The organism is Marinobacter persicus, assembly GCF_900114155.1.
Taxonomy (GTDB): domain Bacteria; phylum Pseudomonadota; class Gammaproteobacteria; order Pseudomonadales; family Oleiphilaceae; genus Marinobacter; species Marinobacter persicus.
The window spans coordinates 229,972-249,924 of sequence record NZ_FOSC01000002.1 but is presented as its reverse complement, the minus strand read 5'-3'; the positions used below and the strand labels follow the sequence as shown (position 1 = coordinate 249,924).

22 protein-coding genes are annotated in these 19,953 nt (G+C 60.3%); 11 read left to right on the top strand and 11 right to left on the bottom strand.

The window, feature by feature from the left end; translation table 11 throughout:
- Positions 1-24: 24 nt before the first annotated feature.
- Both BMZ63_RS03140 and mqo read right to left on the bottom strand, forming a co-directional pair.
- The gene (locus tag BMZ63_RS03140; RefSeq protein WP_091701525.1) at positions 25-1,257 is read right to left on the bottom strand and encodes an ATP-grasp domain-containing protein; all 1,233 of its coding nucleotides are present in this window, start codon (positions 1,255-1,257) and stop codon (positions 25-27) included.
- 155 nt (positions 1,258-1,412) lie between these two features.
- The gene (gene mqo / locus BMZ63_RS03135; RefSeq protein ID WP_091701523.1) at positions 1,413-2,894 is read right to left on the bottom strand and encodes a malate dehydrogenase (quinone); all 1,482 of its coding nucleotides are present in this window, start codon (positions 2,892-2,894) and stop codon (positions 1,413-1,415) included.
- A gap of 402 nt (positions 2,895-3,296) precedes the next feature.
- Between mqo and BMZ63_RS03130 the strand changes: the two genes are divergently transcribed.
- A complete protein-coding gene (locus BMZ63_RS03130) occupies positions 3,297-4,277 on the top strand; it encodes a calcium/sodium antiporter (protein ID WP_177187014.1) in 981 nt (326 codons plus the stop codon).
- Position 4,278: 1 nt separating this feature from the next.
- On the opposite strand, the gene BMZ63_RS03125 is transcribed toward BMZ63_RS03130, so the two are convergent.
- Genes BMZ63_RS03125 through msrA form a run of 3 tightly spaced genes read right to left on the bottom strand, consistent with a single transcriptional unit; the run spans position 4,279 to position 6,165 of the window.
- Positions 4,279-5,070: a lysophospholipid acyltransferase family protein gene (locus tag BMZ63_RS03125; RefSeq protein ID WP_091701521.1), complete on the bottom strand. Its 792-nt coding sequence runs from the start codon at positions 5,068-5,070 to the stop codon at positions 4,279-4,281.
- A 3-nt stretch (positions 5,071-5,073) separates the two neighbouring features.
- The gene (gene msrB / locus BMZ63_RS03120) at positions 5,074-5,505 is read right to left on the bottom strand and encodes a peptide-methionine (R)-S-oxide reductase MsrB (protein ID WP_091701518.1); all 432 of its coding nucleotides are present in this window, start codon (positions 5,503-5,505) and stop codon (positions 5,074-5,076) included.
- Between the two features lie 9 nt (positions 5,506-5,514).
- Positions 5,515-6,165: a peptide-methionine (S)-S-oxide reductase MsrA gene (msrA, locus tag BMZ63_RS03115; protein WP_091701515.1), complete on the bottom strand. Its 651-nt coding sequence runs from the start codon at positions 6,163-6,165 to the stop codon at positions 5,515-5,517.
- A 116-nt stretch (positions 6,166-6,281) separates the two neighbouring features.
- Between msrA and BMZ63_RS03110 the strand changes: the two genes are divergently transcribed.
- Positions 6,282-7,256: a metallophosphoesterase gene (locus tag BMZ63_RS03110; protein ID WP_091701513.1), complete on the top strand. Its 975-nt coding sequence runs from the start codon at positions 6,282-6,284 to the stop codon at positions 7,254-7,256.
- Here BMZ63_RS03110 and BMZ63_RS03105 read toward each other — a convergent pair whose 3' ends face one another.
- The 4 genes from BMZ63_RS03105 to BMZ63_RS03090 all read right to left on the bottom strand — a co-directional run bounded on the left by BMZ63_RS03105 (position 7,257) and on the right by BMZ63_RS03090 (position 11,208).
- Positions 7,257-7,739, bottom strand: a complete 483-nt coding sequence (locus BMZ63_RS03105) for a CDP-archaeol synthase (protein WP_091701510.1) — start codon at positions 7,737-7,739, stop codon at positions 7,257-7,259.
- Positions 7,740-7,766: 27 nt separating this feature from the next.
- Positions 7,767-9,146, bottom strand: coding sequence for a class II fumarate hydratase (locus BMZ63_RS03100; protein ID WP_091701507.1), 1,380 nt, complete (start codon positions 9,144-9,146; stop codon positions 7,767-7,769).
- Positions 9,147-9,309: 163 nt separating this feature from the next.
- Entirely contained in the window at positions 9,310-10,830 is a 1,521-nt protein-coding gene (exaC, locus tag BMZ63_RS03095; RefSeq protein ID WP_091701505.1) for an acetaldehyde dehydrogenase ExaC, read from the bottom strand.
- A gap of 99 nt (positions 10,831-10,929) precedes the next feature.
- On the bottom strand, positions 10,930-11,208 hold the full coding sequence (locus BMZ63_RS03090) for a polyhydroxyalkanoic acid system family protein (protein WP_091701502.1): 279 nt from the start codon (positions 11,206-11,208) through the stop codon (positions 10,930-10,932).
- A 116-nt stretch (positions 11,209-11,324) separates the two neighbouring features.
- On the opposite strand from BMZ63_RS03090, the gene ubiE reads away from it, so the two are divergent.
- The 9 genes from ubiE (at position 11,325) to BMZ63_RS03045 (ending at position 17,412) form a co-directional block, all read left to right on the top strand.
- Positions 11,325-12,107, top strand: coding sequence for a bifunctional demethylmenaquinone methyltransferase/2-methoxy-6-polyprenyl-1,4-benzoquinol methylase UbiE (ubiE, locus tag BMZ63_RS03085; RefSeq protein WP_091701499.1), 783 nt, complete (start codon positions 11,325-11,327; stop codon positions 12,105-12,107).
- The gene (locus BMZ63_RS03080) at positions 12,107-12,748 is read left to right on the top strand and encodes a ubiquinone biosynthesis accessory factor UbiJ (protein WP_091701497.1); all 642 of its coding nucleotides are present in this window, start codon (positions 12,107-12,109) and stop codon (positions 12,746-12,748) included. Before ubiE ends, BMZ63_RS03080 begins: the two co-directional genes overlap by 1 nt.
- Positions 12,745-14,388: a ubiquinone biosynthesis regulatory protein kinase UbiB gene (ubiB, locus tag BMZ63_RS03075; RefSeq protein ID WP_091701494.1), complete on the top strand. Its 1,644-nt coding sequence runs from the start codon at positions 12,745-12,747 to the stop codon at positions 14,386-14,388. The genes BMZ63_RS03080 and ubiB overlap by 4 nt, the downstream gene beginning before the upstream one ends.
- A 26-nt stretch (positions 14,389-14,414) precedes the next feature.
- Entirely contained in the window at positions 14,415-14,831 is a 417-nt protein-coding gene (gene hisI / locus BMZ63_RS03070) for a phosphoribosyl-AMP cyclohydrolase (protein ID WP_091701492.1), read from the top strand.
- Positions 14,832-14,841: 10 nt separating this feature from the next.
- Positions 14,842-15,174, top strand: a complete 333-nt coding sequence (locus tag BMZ63_RS03065; RefSeq protein WP_091701490.1) for a phosphoribosyl-ATP diphosphatase — start codon at positions 14,842-14,844, stop codon at positions 15,172-15,174.
- 108 nt (positions 15,175-15,282) lie between these two features.
- The gene (tatA, locus tag BMZ63_RS03060; protein WP_091701487.1) at positions 15,283-15,528 is read left to right on the top strand and encodes a Sec-independent protein translocase subunit TatA; all 246 of its coding nucleotides are present in this window, start codon (positions 15,283-15,285) and stop codon (positions 15,526-15,528) included.
- Between the two features lie 11 nt (positions 15,529-15,539).
- Positions 15,540-15,914 (top strand): Sec-independent protein translocase protein TatB, encoded by a 375-nt coding sequence (tatB, locus tag BMZ63_RS03055; RefSeq protein ID WP_091701484.1) that lies wholly within the window; start codon positions 15,540-15,542, stop codon positions 15,912-15,914.
- Positions 15,911-16,696 carry a twin-arginine translocase subunit TatC gene (tatC, locus tag BMZ63_RS03050; protein ID WP_091701481.1) on the top strand — a complete coding sequence of 262 codons (786 nt, stop codon included), beginning with the start codon at positions 15,911-15,913 and terminating at the stop codon, positions 16,694-16,696. Before tatB ends, tatC begins: the two co-directional genes overlap by 4 nt.
- A complete protein-coding gene (locus BMZ63_RS03045) occupies positions 16,693-17,412 on the top strand; it encodes a 16S rRNA (uracil(1498)-N(3))-methyltransferase (RefSeq protein WP_091701479.1) in 720 nt (239 codons plus the stop codon). The genes tatC and BMZ63_RS03045 overlap by 4 nt, the downstream gene beginning before the upstream one ends.
- Before the next feature lie 39 nt (positions 17,413-17,451).
- On the opposite strand, the gene BMZ63_RS03040 is transcribed toward BMZ63_RS03045, so the two are convergent.
- Positions 17,452-18,672, bottom strand: a complete 1,221-nt coding sequence (locus BMZ63_RS03040; RefSeq protein WP_091701476.1) for a UbiH/UbiF/VisC/COQ6 family ubiquinone biosynthesis hydroxylase — start codon at positions 18,670-18,672, stop codon at positions 17,452-17,454.
- On the bottom strand, positions 18,669-19,949 hold the full coding sequence (ubiH, locus tag BMZ63_RS03035) for a 2-octaprenyl-6-methoxyphenyl hydroxylase (RefSeq protein ID WP_091701473.1): 1,281 nt from the start codon (positions 19,947-19,949) through the stop codon (positions 18,669-18,671). The genes BMZ63_RS03040 and ubiH overlap by 4 nt, the downstream gene beginning before the upstream one ends.
- Between the last annotated feature and the right edge of the window lie 4 nt (positions 19,950-19,953).

Here is a 19,953-nt window from a genome sequence, read left to right as displayed (position 1 = left end):
CCGTGATGTTAATTCCTGACTCGATTATACATAGAAATCGAGGTCTTCCTGGTGCTTGAGCAGATCACGCATGGTGTACGGGTCATCACCAAAGAAGTAAATCAGCCCCCAGTGCGTACCGAAAGCGGTGCGTTTGGTGACGGTTTCCTCGATGGGAGGGGTCAGTTCATGAGACTCAAAATACTCGTGATTCTCGGTTTCCTCCGGCATTTCCAGACGACTGACCACGCGACGGCGCGGATATACCCCGAAACAACCGGCATACCCTTTAGCGTCCACCACCTCTTTCGGGAAAAAGGCGGTGATTTCCTCTTCGGTGGTTTTCGGATCAAAGGCCAGAATCAGCCCCTGATAGGCATTGAAGCCGTAGGCCCGCTCCAACAACTCAAACACCTTGAAGCCGGGCGGGCGGTAGGCCACCTCACCGAAGTACATGGTGCCGTCGCTGGTGACAAAGTATTCCGGGTGGATAAAGCCAAACTCGATATCGAAGGTCTTGATCAGTTTCTCGATTTCGGCGGTGATTTGCGGACGGTACTTTTCCAGATCCGGAGTTGCGGGCACGAACACCGAATACCCCAGCGTCACGTACTCGGAGATATTGAGGAACCGGATTTTCCCGTTATGTACCCAGGCCTCGACCGCAAACTCCCAGCCATCCAGATGCGATTCCATCAGCACCGGGAATTCCTCGTCGGGAATGCTGTCTACCTCGTCCGGTGTCCGGATTACCCGGTGGCCCAGGCAACCGGCCTTGTCGAACGCTTTCAGATGAATGGGGTCGTTGGGGTCGCCATCCAGCTTGAGCAACGTCTGGTTCACCCGTTTGAGAAAACGGATCACGTCTTCCCGGTCGTGAGCTTCCTCGAAAATGCCCACCCGGATACCTCCCAACTGCGCCCGGCGTTTCATAAGCGCCTTATCACGCAGCAACATGGCCTGGCCCAGCAAACGCGGGTTATTCATCAACACTGAATTGATGGCGCCAGCCCATTCCACCGTTTCCTCAAACAGCGGGATGGCCACATCCACCCCCATGTCTTTGAGTGTTTGGGCTATTTCGAAAGAGCGGTCATTCAGGCGCTCGAAGTTCCAGGGTACATAAGGAATCTCGTGCTTGTCGCAGTATTCCTGCGCCCAGTCCGGAGCAACCACCACGTATCGGCGGTCAAACTTGTCTGCCGCCTCGACCGCGTTCAGGCTCCAGCCCAGCAGGGCTATATAGCCTTTTTCGGGGTTGAAATTTTGTTGTGTCACGGGCCATCTCCCTGGAAAGTTGTCCTTCAACAGTGGGCCCATTACCTGCAAAAAGCAACTTTCTTTTTCAGGCACAAAAAAAGGGCACCCGACGCATCCGGTGCCCTCTTCTGGCCCTGATCAAGCCTGGCTCCGCCAGACTTGCCACAACCGTTTTAACGCAGCTTCAGGGTCGACAAGGTTCTTTCACGAACCTTGTGCAGCAGCTCTGCATCGTCAACCAGCGACTGGCCGTATGACGGCACCAGCTCACGCATGCGCTCCTGCCAGGATTCCGTTTTCAACTTCTCGGGGAAGCAGCGCTCGATGACGTTGATCATGGCGTTCACCGCAGTAGAGGCACCCGGGGAGGCGCCCAGCAACGCAGCGAGCGAGCCATCCTTCGCGGCAACGATTTCGGTACCGAACTCCAGCTTGCCGCCACCGCCCGGTGCTTCCTTGATGATCTGCACACGCTGGCCAGCCATCTGCAGGGTCCAGTCTTCTTCTTTCGCTTCCGGGAAGAAATTGCGCAAGGCATCAACACGCGCCTTGTGGGACTGGAACACTTCACCGATCAGGTAACGGGTAAGGTCCATGTTGTTCTTGCTGACCGACAACATCGGCTTGAGGTTGTTGGCTTTCACGGAGCCGAACAGGTCGAAAATCGAACCCTGCTTGAGGAAACGGGTGGTGAAGCCGGCAAACGGCCCAAACAACAGTGCTGGCTCACCATTGATGATGCGGGTATCCAGGTGCGGTACCGACATCGGCGGCGCACCGATCGGAGCCTTGCCATAAACCTTGGAGTTATGGGATTTAACGATGTCCTGCTTCTGGCACACCAGCCACTGGCCACTGACCGGGAAGCCACCGTAGCCGCGGGCTTCATCAATACCGGATTTCTGCAGCAGGGGCAGCGCACCGCCACCAGCACCCAGGAAGACAAAACCGGCTTCAAGTTTGACGTTCTCACCGGTCTTCTGATTCTTGACCCGGACGGTCCAGCTGCCGTCGTCGTGCTGGTCCAGGTTGGTTACCGGCGAGCTGAGCATCAGCTCAAAATTGGGCTGGGTTTCCAACCACTTCACCATACTGCGAGTGAGCGAGCCGAAATCCACATCGGAACCATGCTCAATGCGGGTCGCCGCCACTTTCTCGCTGCGGTCGCGATTGCGGACAACCAGGGGCATCCACTGCTCGAGGGTATCCAGGCTTTCGGTGTATTCCATTTCCTGGAACAGGTGATGCTCTTTCAGGCGCTCCCAGCGGCGCTTGAGGAACTTCACACCATCGTCACCCCAGACAAAGCTCTGGTGCGGTGTGCGGTTAATGAAGCTGGACGGCTCCGGCAGAATGTTCTGCTCCACCAGGTACGACCACAGCTGCAGGGATAACTCGAACTGTGCGTTGATGTTAAGCGCCCGCTCGATGGTCACGTCACCGTCATCGGTTTCCGGGGTATAGTTCAGTTCGCAGTAGCCGGCATGGCCGGTACCCGCGTTGTTCCATCCATCGGTACTTTCGTGGGCAACGTGGTCCAGACGCTCTACCATTACGATATCGAGGGACGGATCCAGCTGCCGGAGCATCATGCCGAGGGTAGCGCTCATGACGCCCCCGCCGACCAGCACTACATCTGCCTGTCTAACGGCCATTGGTTTTCACCCTAGCTAGTGTTGAGCCTGTTATCACCACCCCACGATCAGCAAGGCGGCCTGTCGGGAGCCGGCGGGGCGCGAGGTTAAAGGGCGCTGCCGAATGCTCCCGGTCTGAATTTGGACGCAATTATCCAGATTTTGACGGGAAAAATAAATTGCGTTTGTTAATCGATATGTGTCGGGCCCACAATTGTGGTTTGCCGCAATTCTCCCTTGTTTTGTTAACAATATCAGCGCCACTTTAGTCTGATACTCGCTCAGCAACTGAGTGGATCATCCCTTTCTCACTCACGCCAACAAGGTTAGAGTGACCCTGCGCCGCACTTGGGGTATCTTACCGGCGTTTCCGATGCGCCCTCATTCAGGGCGATTTCAACGTTCAGGTACCGAGGATTTTCTATGTTGATGGCCATTGCCGCCATACTTGCGGGTCTGGTTCTTCTGGTCTGGAGTGCTGACCGATTTGTCGAGGGCGCCGCCGCCACCGCCAAACACCTGGGCATGCCCACTCTGCTGATAGGCATGGTGATTATCGGCTTTGGCACCTCGGCTCCGGAACTGGCGGTCTCCGCCATGGCGGCGACGGACGGCAATCCCGGCCTGGCCCTGGGTAACGGTTACGGCTCCAACATCACCAACATCGCCCTGATTGTCGGCCTGACGGCGGTCATTGCCCCCATCGCCGTGCACTCCCAGGTGATCCGCAAGGAATTACCCCTGCTGATTGTGCTGACCCTGATTGGCGGCGCCCAACTGCTGGATGGCGAGCTGAGCCGTCTCGATGGCTGGGTATTGCTGGCAGTCTTCAGTGCGGTTATGGGCTGGTCGATCTACCAGGGTTACAAAGGCAAGGCAGATCCCCTGGGCGGAGAGACGGACGCCGAAATCATCGCCCATCCGATGCCCCTTAAAGTGGCGGTCATCTGGCTGGTGATTGGTCTTGTCCTGTTGATTGCCAGCTCCCGCATGCTGGTCTGGGGTGCGGTAACCATCGCCCAGAGCCTGGGCGTGAGTGACCTGGTGATCGGTCTGACCATTGTCGCCATTGGCACTTCCCTGCCGGAGCTGGCTTCCGCCATCGCGGCGGTTAAAAAGAACGAACATGACCTGATTCTGGGCAACATTCTTGGTTCGGGCATTTTCAATACCCTGGCCGTGGTTGGCCTGGCGGCAGCCATCAAACCACTGAAGGTCGACCCGGAAGTGCTCTACCGTGACTGGACGCTGATGCTGGCCCTGACCGTGGGCTTGCTGGTCATGGGGTTTGGCCTGACCGGCTGGCGCAAGGTCATCACCCGACTGGACGGTAGCCTGCTCATGCTGGTGTACGTGAGCTACACCGGTTACCTGTTTTACACGGTGGCCGCTGCAGCGGCCTGAATCAGGAGGCCAGGGGGTTCCCGCCCTGGCCGGTATCGCCACTCAGCAGTAGCTGCATCTGACTGCGCACCTCGGCCATCAGTTCCGGCATCTCGTCTTTGCTCCTGCCGGCGGTATCGATGGGCGCACCCACGCACACCTCCACCGGCAAGCCTAGGTTGATCTGGCAGGTTCGGGCCGGCAACACCTTGTGAATCCCCCGCACCGCCACCGGCACAATCACGGCATCGGTATCCATGGCCAGGTGAAAGCACCCTTTCTTGAAGGGTAACAGCTGGCCATCAGGTGAGCGGGTACCTTCAGGGGCCGCCCAGAGCACGATGCCGTCTTCCATCATCTCCTTTGCCCGGCGCAGGTCCGCCAACGCCCGCTGGCGATCCCGACGGTCAATGGACGGAAACTCCGCCGCCCGCATCGCCCGCCCGAGAAGGGGCAGCCGGAACAGCTCCTTTTTCGCCAGCATGCGAATGGAGCCAGGCAGAGACACGAAGGTTACCGGGATGTCGTAATGGCTGGCGTGGGTACACAAGATAATGTAACGCCGGCCATCGCTAAAATCCGGCACCTCGCCGGTTACTGTCAAATCAGCCCGTACCAGCCGCAACAAGGCTGCCGACCATTTACGGCAATAGTTGTCGACAATACCGCGGTCCAGCCGGCGAAACAGGGCTCGCACAATAATCAGCAAGGAGTAATGGCAGGTCAGCCCAACAGAGCCGAGCACCACCAGCGCCCGACGCGCCAGAGTGGCGGATTCCGCCAGGGGCCTGGGGTTAAGGTTCAGTGAAATCATCCGTCAGCTGTCGTTATTGGCCCGAAATTCCATCGCCACGGAATTGAGACAGTAACGCTGACCGGTCGGCGGCGGACCATCCGGGAAAACGTGGCCCAGGTGGCTGTCACAACGGGGACAGCGGATTTCCGTGCGCACCATCCCCAGGCTGCCGTCTTCCAGATAGCGGATATGGTCCGGATCAAACGGCTGAAAAAAGCTCGGCCAGCCGGTGCCGGAGTCAAACTTGGCACTCGAACTGAACAGCGGCAGCTCACACAGCCGGCAGTGATAGGTACCGGCTTGTTTGTTATCCAGCAAATTGCCGCAAAACGGGTGCTCGGTGCCGTGCTCCAGCAGAATCCGGCGCTCTTCGTCGGTCAGCCGGGCGGCTTTTTCCGCCACCTCTTCTTTGCTCAACGGTGTCAGGTCGTAACCTGCTGCAGAAACAGTCATGCAATCTCCTCAGGCCGGATCATCGTCCGGGTGGTAATCCGACTTCAGCCGGTCCGGCCAGGTGTTGGCCAGCTTTTCCATTTTCGGACCGGCAACCGCCATGATGTAGGGCTGCCGGGGATTTCGGTTGGCAAAGTTCTGGTGGTATTGCTCCGCCGGATAAAAGGCATCAAGGGGCTCGACGCTGGTGACAACCGGATCGGGGAAAACACCGGCCTGATTGAGCTGGGCGATATAGCTCTCGGCGACCCGGCGCTGCTCCGCAGTTTCATAGAAGATTGCCGATCGGTATTGGCTACCCACATCATGGCCCTGACGATTCAGTTGGGTTGGGTCGTGGGCGACCGAGAAAAATACCCGCAGCAGATCACCAAAACTCACTTGCGCGGGATTATAACGAACCTCAACCACTTCGGCATGACCGGTTGTGCCGGTACACACCGCCTCGTAATTGGCGGTTTCGGCCGAACCACCGGCGTACCCCGAGGTCACCGCATTTACCCCGGCAATCGCCTGACAGACCGCTTCCACACACCAGAAACAACCACCGGCCAGCACCACCAGGGCCTCATCTTTGCCGTTCTCCAACAGATCCTGCTCAGGTGCGGGGAAACGGCTACGGGGTACAGTCAACCCCGGAATATTACAGGCATTACTCATAACAGCGCTCCGATAATGGGGTCAAAGCATGATGGCATCCACGCTCCGAGCATACCATAATGATAGTCGGAGCCCGTGACCGGGGCTCACCATTCGCCGCGCAAACGGGATGCACCATGACCTCACAGGCGAAAACACCGAATACGCCCGACGAGCTTCTGCACTACCGCCTGAGCCTTCGACTGGGCCCGGTCCATGCACGCCAGCGGCTGGCCATCGAGCAGGAAGCCGAAGCACTCGTGTTTGGCCGCAATCATCGCTCTTTTCACCTGGAAAACCTGGCCAACGCTCCCGGGCTGATCCGCTTCTGCCTGCAGGCCACGGGCCTGCTCAAACGGGCCCGGGCCAACAGCCGCATGCTGACCACAGCCCACAATCGTTTTGTACTGCCCGACCTGCCCGAGGCGTTTGAAGGGCTGCGCATTCTGCATCTGACCGACCTGCACGTGGACATGGATGAGGAAAACCTGCAGGCCGTGATGCGTCATATCGAGCCACTGGCCTACGATCTGTGCGTGCTGACCGGCGATTACCGCAAACTGACCCGGGGCCCCGTGGAAGACTCACTGGACGGCATGGCACGACTACGAGAGGCCATTAACGGTGAAGCCTATGCGGTACTCGGCAATCACGACAGTGTGCGCATGGTGCCAGCGCTGGAAGACATGGGCTATCGGTTGCTGATGAACGAAATGGCGCCGCTGGAACGGGGCGGCGAGAGGATTTACCTGGCCGGAGTGGACGACGCCCACTACTACAAGGCCCACAACCTGCACCGGGCCGGTGACGACATACCGCCGGGCGGCATCAGCCTGCTGTTGAGCCACACTCCGGAAATCTGGCGCGAAGCCGCCCACGCCGGCTATGACATTTTCCTGTGCGGCCACACCCATGGTGGTCAGTTGTGCCTGCCCGGTGGTATTCCCCTGACACTGGACGCCAATTGTCCACGCCAGTTGGGCCGGGGAGCATGGCAAGTCAATGGTATGCAGGGCTATACCTCGCCGGGGGCTGGCACCTCCGTCCTGAACGTCCGGCTCAATTGCCCGCCGGAAGTGACCATCCACACACTTAGCCGAGGGCCGACCTGATCAATGGGGCTGGCGACGAACACCCCAGCGATACAACAAGGGCGACACCCAGATATTGGCCATGGCGAACAGGACAGCCACCGCCAGCACCTGCCAGGCGCTGACACCGAGCCAGTACCAGGCCAACGCCATGGGCAATAGTCCCTCGGGAAGCTGATCGAGCCACCTGGCCCGGGCACTGGCCGCCAGCCCGAGCCGGCGTTTGATGAAACTGCTCAGCAAATCGCCGAGCAGTGCCAGAATTCCGAACATAAATCCGAAGCCGGCGCCCAGACCAGCCCCATGCGCAAACAGGCCACAGGCGAGGGTCCCGGCCAACAGGCCCCGCCAGGTTTTGCTTCGCCCAAAGACCGGGCGACCGTCCCGCCAGAGTCGCCCACCGTCAATGGGCCGGCTGCACCGCTGGCCAAACAGGCGAGCAGCCAGCACCGGGGCGCCGTTGGCCAGAACCAACAACACGAACAACGCCAGCAATATCAGCAACGGTGCCGCTCCCGGTCCGCGGGCGGATTATTCGGTCAAACCACCACGGGTCAGTTTGAGCGGGTCCATCACCTGCTCCAGTCGTTCCCGGCTCAACCCGCTGCGTTCCTCGGCCACATCAATCACCGCGCGACCGGTGGCGTAAGCCTCCTTGGCAATATCCGAGGCCAGCGCATAGCCAATTTCCGGGTTCAGGGCCGTCACCAGCACCGGGTTACGCCCCACCCCTTCGTTCAGGTTGTCGGCGTTCACGGTAAACCCGGCCACTGCCTTATCGGCCAGCATATTAATGGCATTGGCCAGCAGCGATGTCATTTCCAGCAGGTTGGCTCCCACCATCGGCAGCATCACATTCAACTGGAAGTTGCCGGACTGGCCGGCAATGGCCACGGCGCTGTCCAGCCCCATGACCTGGGCACTGACCATGGCAACCGACTCGGGAATCACCGGATTGACCTTGCCCGGCATGATGCTGCTGCCCGGCTGCAGGGCGGGCAGGCTGATTTCCGCCAGGCCATGAATCGGGCCGCTGTTCATCCAGCGCAGGTCATTGGCGATCTTGGTCAGTACCACCGCCGTGCCCCGCAACTGGGCCGACAGGGCCACCGGCGCATCAATGGCACTCTGGCCCACAAACTTGTGGTCCAGGGAACGGAAGTTCTGGCCAGTATTGATCTTCAGGAATTTGATGAACTGACCGGCGAACTCTTCATCGGCATTGACGCCGGTACCAACCGCCGTACCGCCCTGGGGCACCGCCGCCAGCTCGTCACAGGCCTGTTCCAGCCGGCGTTCCACGGCCACGAGCTGCTCGCGCCAGGTACGCAACTCCTGGCCCATGGTCACCGGCATTGCATCCATCAGATGAGTACGCCCGGTTTTGACCTGATCATTCAACTGCGCTTCACGTTCATAGATCACGCCCCGCAGGTGCGAGATAGCCGGCAGCAGCTGCTCCTTTACAGCCATCAGCGAGCTGACATGGATGGCCGTGGGGATCACGTCGTTGGAGCTCTGGCTCATGTTCACATGATCGTTCGGGTTCACTTCCACACCCTGCTGTCGGGCAATGGAGGCCACCACTTCATTCACGTTCATGTTGGTACTCGTGCCCGAGCCAGTCTGGTAGCGGTCCACCGGAAACTGATCGGCAAACTCTCCTGAAGCGACCCGCTGGCAGGCCTGCACAATGGCATCCCGCAGATCCGGTGCCAGCAGTCCCAGCGCCCCGTTGGCCTGGGCAGCGGAACACTTCACTTCAGCCACCGCCTTGATGAAGCCGACCGGCATGGGTTGCCCGCTGACCGGAAAGTTGTCCACGGCCCGCTGAGTCTGCGCGCCCCACAGGGCGTTGGCCGGGACTTTCACTTCGCCCAGACTGTCTTTCTCGGTTCTGAATTCGCTCATAACACCTCCTGTTTCCAGACTCCTCAATATGAGTTCAGCATACTACGAACACCTGCAGTGACCCTATCCAGCCGTACCTACCGGCTTGATCAACTCAGCCAATCGCCCGTTTTACCGGGCACAACCAAAAACGGGCCCCGCAGGGCCCGTTTTCATGGAAGGCTCAGAAGAAGCCAAGCGGGTTGGTGTCGTAACTCACCAGCATGCACTTGGTCTGCTGGTAATGCTCCAACGCCATCTTGTGGGTTTCCCGGCCAACACCGGACTTCTTGTAGCCACCGAACGCCGCATGCGCCGGGTAGGCGTGATAGCAGTTCATCCATACCCGGCCAGCCTGGATGCCACGCCCCATTCGGTAGGCGAGATTGGTGTCACGGGTCCAGACACCGGCGCCCAGGCCAAACTCGGTGTCGTTGGCGATCGCCAGGGCTTCCTCTTCGGTCTTGAAGGTGGTCACGCCCACCACCGGACCGAAAATTTCCTCCTGGAACACGCGCATCTTGTTGTCACCCTTGAACAGGGTGGGCTGGATGTAGAAGCCATTGTTGAACTCCACACCCAGGTCTTCCTTGTCGCCACCGGTGAGTACCACCGCGCCTTCCTTCTTGCCGATTTCCAGATACGACATGATCTTGTCGAACTGCTCCTTGGAGGCCTGGGCACCCACCTGCACATCGGTATCCAGCGGGTTGCCCCGCTTGATAGCCTTGGTGCGCTGAACCACCTTCTGCATGAACTCCTCGAACATGTCCTCCTGAACCAGCGCCCGGGACGGACAGGTGCACACTTCACCCTGATTGAAGAACGCCAGCACCAGGCCTTCCACGCACTTGTCGACAAACTCCGGCTCGGCCTTCATGACATCCGAGAAGTAGATGTTGGGGGATTTGCCGCCCAGCTCCACGGTGGAGGGAATGATGTTATCGGCCGCGCACTTGAGAATGTGGGAGCCCACCGGGGTGGAGCCGGTAAAGGCAATTTTGGCAATACGGGTACTGGTGGCCAGTGCCTGACCGGCTTCCGGACCGTAGCCATTGACGATGTTAATCACACCCGGCGGCAACAGGTCGCCAATCAGCTCCATCAGGACCAGGATGCTGGCCGGTGTCTGCTCCGCCGGCTTGAGCACGGTGCAGTTGCCGGCCGCCAGGCAGGGCCCCAGCTTCCAAGCGGCCATCAACAGGGGAAAGTTCCAGGGAATAATCTGCCCCACCACACCCAGCGGCTCGTGAAAATGATACGCCACGGTGTTGTGGTCAATCTCACCAGTGTGCCCCTCCTGGGCCCGGATACAGCCGGCAAAATAGCGGAAGTGATCGGCCGCCAGCGGAATGTCGGCGTTCAGGGTTTCACGCACTGCCTTGCCGTTGTCCCAGGTTTCCGCCACCGCCAGCATCTCCAGATTAGCTTCGATGCGGTCGGCAATTTTCAGCAGGATGTTGGAGCGTTCGGTGGCCGAGGTCTTGCCCCAGGCCGGTGCCGCCTTGTGAGCGGCATCCAGCGCCAAATCGACATCCTCGGCGCTGGAGCGTGGAATCTCGCAGATCACATCGCCGGTCACCGGGGTGATATTCTCAAAATACTCACCCTTGACCGGAGCTACCCACTTGCCGCCAATGTAGTTCTCGTAGCGGGGCTTGAACGAAACAATGGCACCTTCCTGTCCGGGTTGTGCGTAAATCATGCGGACTTACCTCTTATTGTGTTTATACCGAATAACGCAGACCTGCGTCAGTACATCCAATAAAGGTAGATCCGAATCCCGGTTGTGGCAAACTCAGATTCAGCCGCTGATCACCCGATCAATCCGCGTCTCGATTTCATTCTCGATTTTGGCTTTGAACGGACGGAGCATCATGCCCAGCTCAATGCGCACACGCAGGTCGGTGTCGGAAATATCCAGATGCCCGGTGATGCCGTTATGCTGAAGCATCAACCGGTCGCCCTGCCATTCAGACTGAACGCCAAATTTACTGGCCAGTTTGTCCGCCAGGGTGTCGGCGGCAGAGCGGGCTTTTTCCTGGCCCAGGGAATGGGAACGCTGGATATCAATAACAGACATGGATCAGTTTTCTCGGTGGTCTAAAAAAGGTTTTACAGTGTAAATTCGGTTTGACCTTGTAGCCACCCCCCGAGCGGTTAGAATACGGGCAATCAGATTCAGACAGGACCATCCCCATGAGCGAGCAGCAAACGCCAGGCACCGCCGGCAACGGCCAGGACGACGTTACCCATTTTGGCTTCCGCAACGTACCGAAAAGCCAGAAAGCAGGCCAGGTGGCCCAGGTATTTCACAGCGTGGCCGGCAAGTACGACCTCATGAACGATTTGATGTCCATGGGCATTCACCGGCTGTGGAAGCGTTTCACCATTGAGTTGTCCGGTGTGCGCCCGGGCCACAAGGTGTTGGACATCGCCGGCGGTACCGGCGATCTGACCATGAAGTTCTCCGACCTGGTGGGACCGTCCGGCAAGGTGGTGCTGGCGGACATCAACGCCTCCATGCTGCAGGTCGGCCGCAGCCGACTGACCGACCGGGGCTACGCCGGTAACATCGAATACGTGCAGGCAGATGCCGAGCACCTGCCGTTTCCGGACAACAACTTCCAGGCCGTGTCCATCGCCTTTGGCCTGCGCAACGTGACCGACAAGGACCAGGCCCTGCGGGACATGACCCGGGTACTGAAGCCCGGCGGCAAACTCATGGTGCTGGAGTTTTCCAAGCCCACCAACCCGCTGCTGAGCAAAGTCTATGATGAGTATTCCTTCCGCGCCCTGCCGCTGATGGGCAAGCTGATTGCCAACGACAGCGAAAGCTATAAGTACCTGGCCGAATCCATCCGCATGCATCCGGACCAGGAAACCCTCAAAGCCATGATGGAAGACGCCGGGCTGGTGCAGTGCAAATACTACAACATGACCGGTGGCGTGGTGGCCCTGCACGTGGGGATCAAGCCCTGATGATCACCGGCAGCACTCTGGCGGACATTGTCCAGACCGGACTGAACCGTGCCCTGCAACTGGACCCGGCGGGTCGCGTGCGCTTCTTCCAGAGCCTGGAAAAACCGGTACGATTGCGCCTGACCACGCCAACACCGTTGACGCTGACCCTGCGCAACAATGACCCACTGGTGCAGGTTGAAGCGGCCAGCCACGACAAGGTCGCCGTGACCATTGCCGGCGGCCCCATTGCCCTGGCCGCTTTTGCCCTGGGCGATCCCCATGCGCTGGATGAAGGTCGTCTGAGCATTGATGGCGAATACACCCTGGCCATCGGGCTACACCAGGCACTGGCCGGGCTGGCCCCGGACTGGGAAGCGGCCGTGGCACAACACCTGGGCGATGTGCCAGCACACTTTCTGGGCAAACGCCTGCGCGGCGCCGTTCAGTGGAGCCGGAAAGCCATGGCCAGCCTGACCGCCAACCTGGAAGAGTACATTCACGAGGAAGCGCGAACGCTACCGGGCCGGCACGAACTGGCTGACTGCACAACCGCCATCACCGACCTGCAACAACGCACTGAGACACTGGATGCCAAGCTGGCCGCTGTGGGCAATCACACCGACAGCACCGGCAGCACCACACCAACGGAGACGCTGTGAGCCGCCTGCAACGCCTGTTCCGAATTGCCTGGGTTTTCTGCCGCTACCGGCTGGATATCTTCCTGCCGCTGGACGAATTGCCGGCACCACTGAAACTGTTTTTCCTGCTGGCGCCCTGGCACCTCTTCCCGAAACCGAAAATGAGCCGTGGCGACCGATTGCGCCTGGCGCTGGAAGAACTGGGGCCGGTGTTCGTCAAATTCGGACAGATTCTCTCCACCCGCCGTGATCTGATGCCCGACGACATGGCCGAATCCCTGAAAGACCTTCAGGATCGTGTGCCTCCCTTCCCCAGTGACCAGGCCCGGGGCATTATCGAGCGCTCCCTCGGTGCGCCGGTGTCCGAACTGTTTGCCGAATTTTCCGCCGATCCCATGGCGTCCGCCTCGGTGGCCCAGGTACACGCAGCCACCCTGCCCAATGGCCAGAAAGTAGTGGTGAAAGTGGTTCGGCCGGGCATCGAGAAAGTTATTCATCAGGACATTTCCCTGATGTACCTGATGGCCGGGCTGCTGGAAAAGTACTGGTCCGAGGGCCGGCGCCTGAGGCCGGTGGATGTGGTGGCCGATTACGACTCCACCATCCATGATGAACTGGACCTGCAGCGCGAGGCCGCCAATGCCAGCCAGCTGCGCCGGAACTTCGACAATTCACCACTGATCTACATTCCCTACATCGACTGGGACTACACCACCCAGTCAGTGATGGTAATGGAGCGCATCAAGGGCATCCCCATTGCAGACGTTCCTGCCCTGCGGGAAGCCGGCGTGAATATGAAAGTACTGGCGGAAAAAGGTGTGGAGATCTTCTTCACCCAGGTGTTCCGCGACAGTTTCTTTCATGCCGACATGCACCCGGGCAACATCTTCGTGGATGCCAGCAACCCGGACGACCCGAAGTACATCGCCATCGACTTCGGCATTGTCGGCACCCTGGCCCCGGACGACCAGAGCTACCTGGCCCGCAACCTGCTGGCGTTCTTCCGCCGGGACTACCGGCAGGTGGCCGAACTGCACATCCGCTCCGGCTGGGTGCCACCGGAAACCCGGGTCAACGAATTTGAAGCGGCCATCCGTACCGTATGCGAACCGATTTTCGAGCGGCCACTGAAGGACATTTCCTTCGGCCACTTCCTGCTGCGCCTGTTCCAGACCGCCCGGCGCTTCAACATGGAAGTGCAGCCGCAGCTGGTATTGCTGCAGAAGACGCTGCTGAACGTGGAAGGTCTGGGGCGCCAGCTTTACCCGGAACTGGATTTGTGGACCACCGCCCGGCCATTCCTGGAAAAATGGATGCGCCAGCGCATTGGCCCCAAGGGGCTCTACAAGTCGCTGCAAACCCATTTCCCGGGGTGGCTGGAACAGGCACCGGAAATGCCACAACTGGTGCACGACGCCCTGCTTCGGTTGCGCAGCAGCGGCCCGACCGAAGACCAGAACCGGGCCGCCCTGGCACTGATGAAAGAACAGAACAAACGCAGCGAACGCCGCTGGCGCCGGGGCTTTGTCGCCGCCACCCTCATCGCTGCGGCTATCGCCGGCAGCCAGCCGGAAACCCGGCAACTGGCGGCCGACATGCCCGCCTGGGGCTGGGCCCTTCTCGCCGTTGCCGGCGCCATCATGCTGCGGGGCGGCCGCTAAGCTCACCACGATCAGGACCGACGAACATGCAAGAACCCACAGATGAGCAAAACCAGCCGGCCTGGCTGAACGACATTCAATGGACCAACGACGGCCTGGTCCCCGCCATCGCCCAGGACGCCGAAACCGGCGACATCCTGATGATGGCCTGGATGAACCGGGAATCCCTAACGCTGACTGTACAGGAGGGCCAGGCCGTATACTGGTCCCGTTCCCGGGGCAAACTCTGGCGCAAGGGTGAAAGCTCCGGCCATCAGCAGGTGCTCAAGGACATCCGCCTGGACTGCGACGCTGACGTCATCCTGCTGAAAGTGGAACAAAAAGGCGGGATCGCCTGCCATACCGGGCGTCGCAGCTGCTTCTACCGCTCCCTGCGAGATGGCGAGTGGGTCAGCACCGATCCCGTTCTGAAAGAACCGGACAGCATTTACGGCAAACACTGAGGAACCAACCATGAGTGATGTACTCGAACAACTTGCCGACGTACTGGAGGCGCGCAAGCAGGCCGATCCAGACAAGTCCTACGTGGCCAGCCTGCACGCCAAGGGCCTGAACAAGATCCTGGAAAAAGTGGGCGAGGAATGCACTGAGACCCTGCTGGCCGCCAAAGACGCCGAACACACCGGCGAGACCCGTGAACTGGTCAGCGAAACCGCCGATCTGTGGTTCCACAGCATGGTCATGCTGTCCCGGCTGGGCCTCGGCCCGCAAGATGTACTGGACGAGCTGGCCCGGCGCTTTGACCTGTCTGGTCTGGAAGAAAAAGCATCACGCTCTGCCAAGTAACCGGCGAAGCGGGGAAACGCCGGCGGCAAGGTGTCGCACCGATTTCCTCCGGAGTGGCACCCTGGCGTACAATAGCTGGCAACTGAAACGAGTCAACGAGGATTGCTCATGATTAGCCCCTGGCAACTTCTGATTATTCTGGTCATTGTGGTTCTGCTGTTCGGCACCAAGAAGCTGCGCAACATGGGCAGTGATCTGGGCGGCGCCGTTCGTGGTTTCAAGAAATCCATGAGCGAGGAGGAGAACAAAGCCAAAGACCAGAACTCCGACTTCAAGCCGGATCAGCTGGAAGACAACAAGGCCGATGAGCCTGAATCCAGGACCGAGGAAAAACCCCGGGAAAAGCAGGACTGAGCGCACCCTGAATGTTCGATATCGGTTTTGTAGAACTGCTGATCTGCGGTGTTATTGCATTGTTGATTCTGGGGCCGGAGCGCCTGCCCCAGGCAGCGCGCGCAGCCGGACGCTGGGTTGGTGGCGCCAAACGCATGGCCAGCCAGTTCAGTAGCGAGCTGGATCGCCAGCTGAAAGCCGATGAACTGCGTGAGGAACTGCGCAAGGCCGGCGACGTGGGCCTGGAAGATGTGGAGAAAACCATCCGCGACGCCCTGGCCGAGGCGGAAAGCCAGCAGCATTATGTTCAAGACCCGCAGCACCAAAAGAAGCCGGACGCCCCCGATTCATCAGCAGATCCATCACAAGACCCACCGCAAGAGAAGTCATCGGATAACCGTTCATGAATGGCACCCCAGAGGATAACCAGACGTCTTCCGGCCAGGGAGACATGTCCCTGATCGAACACTTGCTGGAGCTGCGCAGCCGGCTGCTGAAAATGGTGCTGGCGGTGGCCATCTGCTTTGCGGCCATTTACCCGTTTGCCAACGACCTCTACCTGCTGCTGTCAGAACCCTTGCGGGAGCTGCTGCCGGTGGGGCAGACCATGATCGCCACCGACATCACCTCACCCTTCTTCGCGCCACTGAAACTGGCGCTGGTGCTGGCGCTGTTTGTCGCCATACCGGTGATTCTCTACCAACTCTGGAGCTTCATCGCGCCGGGACTCTACACCCATGAGAAGCGCCTGGCCTTCCCGCTGCTATTCACATCCGTGCTGCTGTTCTACGCCGGTGCCGCCTTCGCCTATTTTGTGGTGTTCCCGCTGGTGTTCGGCTTTTTCACCGCCATTGGGCCGGAAGGCATTGTCGAGCTGCCGGACATCAACAGCTACCTGAATTTCGTACTGAAAATGTTCTTCGCCTTCGGCGTGGCCTTTGAAATTCCGGTCGCGACGGTGCTGCTGATCCTCACCGGCGCCACCACGCCCGAGCGCCTGGCGGCCAAACGCCCCTACGTGATCGTCGGCTGCTTTGTCATCGGCATGCTGCTGACTCCGCCGGATGTCATTTCCCAGACCCTGCTGGCGCTGCCCATGTGGATTCTGTTCGAATTTGGCATCATCTTCGGCCGACTGGCCAGGCGCGAGGTTCCCGGGCAAGCGGAAGACGAGCCTGACGCAGAATGAACCTGGCCCTTCTGAGCGACGAGGATTTCACTGGCGAAAACCGCGTGCGTCTGACCGGTCGCCGGCTGAAACACCTGAAAACCGTGCTGCGCGCCTCCGAAGGGCGGCGCATTCCGGTTGGCCGGGAGAACGGCCTGATGGGTGAAGGTGAAGTCCTCAGCCTGACTGACACCCATGCGGAACTCCAGATCATCCTGGACCAGAATCCGCCAGCCCCCCTGCCCCTCACCCTGATTCTCGCCATGCCCCGGCCAAAAATGCTGCGCCGGGTACTGCAGACCTGCGCGGCCCTCGGGGTAAAAGACATCTGGCTGATCAACAGTTACAAGGTGGAAAAAAGCTTCTGGCAAACGCCGTGGCTTCAGGAAGAGCATTTGCGGGAAAACCTGACGCTGGGCCTGGAGCAGGCCAAAGACACGGTCATGCCGAAAGTACACATCCGCAAGCTGTTCAAACCCTTCGTGGAAGACGAGTTGCCCGGATTGCTGGCCGGCACCCGGGCGCTGGTGGCCCACCCCGGCCGCGCCGAACCCTGTCCGGTACACCTGCGTGAGCCGGCCGCCCTGTGCATTGGCCCGGAAGGCGGCTTTACTGACTACGAGGTGGGGAAACTGGAAGAAGCGGGCTGCACCAGCGTGCATCTGGGCCCCCGCATCCTGCGGGTGGAAACGGCGGTGCCGGTGCTGGTCAGCCGGCTGTTTGACGCCTGCGGCTGAACCCGGCCAACCGTCTTTCAGCGATCCGGAACCCGTTCGTCAGTCCACGCCCATGGCTTCGGCAGCGATGCGATTCTTTAGTGGCGTTAACCGGTCAAACCAGCGCATGCCTGCATTGCGCAGCCAGCGCACCGGCAATTCGTCCCGGGCAAACAGCTGCTTGAAGCTTTCCATCGCCGCCATCATGGTCAGGTTGTCACCCTTGCGCCGACGCTGGTAGCGCTCAAGCACCAGTGGTCCGCCAGCCGACAGGCCCGCTTCATGGGCTTTAGCCAGTTCATCGAGCAGCACCTGAACGTCGCCATAACCCAGGTTGGCGCCCTGTCCGGCCAGCGGGTGAATGGTATGGGCGGCATCACCCACCAGCACCAGGCCTTCGGCAATGTAATCCTTGGCGTGACGCTGGCGCAGTGGGAAGGCAAAACGGCGGGAAACCGCCTGCAACTCGCCCAACTGGCCCTCAATGGCGCGCTCAAGCTCCTGTTGGAAGTCTTCATCGCTTAACGCCATCAGCCGGCGTGCCTCGCCGGTTTGCTGGGACCAGACGATGGAGCAGAAGTGATCATCCCCGTTTTCATTGGCCAGCGGCAAAAAGGCCAGCGGGCCGGTCGGCGAGAACCGCTGCCAGGCGGTGAAGGCGTGAGTGTTGGTTGTCTTTACCGTGCAGACAATGGCCTGGTGGTCATAATCCCATTCCCGGGTCGCCAGCCCGGCCCACTGGCGCAGGCGAGAGCGGGCGCCGTCGGCACCCACCACCAGGTCGGCGGTCACCAGCCGGCCATCGTCCAGCTCCACACCCTGCCCCCGGAGCCATCGGCTGACCGTCACTCCATCAAAAACCGTGACCGAACTGTCCGCCAGGGCCTGAAACAGGGCACGCACAATATGACGGTTCTCAACAATGGTGCCCAGCGCCGTGGCATGCAGCTCGGCCGCATCAAAATGCACGCGGCCAGTGCCGTCGCCATCCCAGACAGTCATCTCCGAGTAATCGCAATAACGCCCGGTCTGCACCCGGGACCAGACCCCCAACTGCGAAAGCAAGCGCTGGCTGGCCAGAGAAATGGCGCTGACACGGGGTTCGAAATCTTCCACCGTTTGAGCCGGCGATGGCGCCTGCAACAGGCTTTCAACGGCCTCACTCTCCACCAGGGCCACCTGCCAGCCCTGCCGGGACAGCCCCAGCGCCACCGCAGAGCCGATCATGCCGCCACCGGCGACCACCACATCAAAATGCGAAAGGTTGGAGGTACTGGTCATTCGGAGCGAGCCTCCCTGGCTTTACCTGTTATGGATAATACCGGTTTGCGACCGCCGGTACCCATGGCCTTGCGGGCAAACCAGCGCTTGGCGCCGGGCAACACATCCAGCCCGATCAGGCCCGCATCCCGGGCCAGGGCCACGGGCGCCAGCGGCTGGCCAAACAGTCGGATCAGCGAATCGGAGAACTGCACAGTCTGCTGCCAGTCTTTCCGGTGCAGGCGCTGGTATTCGCCCAGCACCGACAGGTCACCAATCGACACACCACGGTCGACGCCCCGGCGCATCTGCTCCACCAACGTCATCAGGCCCCGCAGGGCCAGATTGAACCCCTGCCCCGCCACCGGATGCAGTGCGTGAGCCGCATTGCCCACCAGCGCCACGCCCGGGCGCACCGGCTCGTTCACCGTGGTCAGTTTCAGCGGATAGTGATAACAATCACCGATGCGGGTGAAGCGGCCCAGGCGGGAGCCGAAGCGCTCCTGCAGCTTGCGGCATTTCTGCTCGTCGGACAGCGACAGAATGTCGTGCAATGCGGTATCGCTCAGGGTCCACACCAGCGCCGACTGGTTACCCGGTTCCCTTGGCGAGCCATGGGGCAAGAGCGCCATGGGACCGGTGTCGGTGAAGCGCTCGTAGGCCACATACCGGTGCGACTCGGCGGTGGAGACGTTGGCAATGAGCGCGTTCTGGCCGTATTCCTCGGTTCTGGCCTGAAAGCCCAGTTTTTCCCGCAAACCGGAACGACCGCCATCAGCCACCACCAGACACTGGCCGGTCAGGGTCAGTGGTTCACCGCCTTTGCGGATATCCACCCGCACACCCTCTTCAGTCGGCACCATACCGGTGACTTGTGCCGGTGCCTGCCACTGCACACGGGTGTCCAGCAGTGCCCGCATCAGGCACAGGCCCATCCAGCGGTTGTCCACCACGTAACCCAGCGCCTGCTGGCCATGATCCTGTGCATGCAGACGTGTGGCCCCGAAATGCCCCCGATCCGAGACATGAATGTGCTGAATGGGGGTGGCGTGTTCAGACACTGCCTGCCACAACCCCAGCTCTTCGAGAATCAGCCTCGAGCCCCAGGCCAGTGCCGTGGAGCGGGCATCGTAACTGGGCTGGTACTCGTCAGGCAGGGCATCCGGCGCCAGCGGCACACTTTCCACCACCGTCACCCGCAATTCGGGTACCACGCGGGCAAGCGCGAGAGCCAGGGTGGCGCCGGCCAGGCCACCACCGGCGATGATCAGATCAGTATCCAGCTGGTTTCGGGTCACGGTG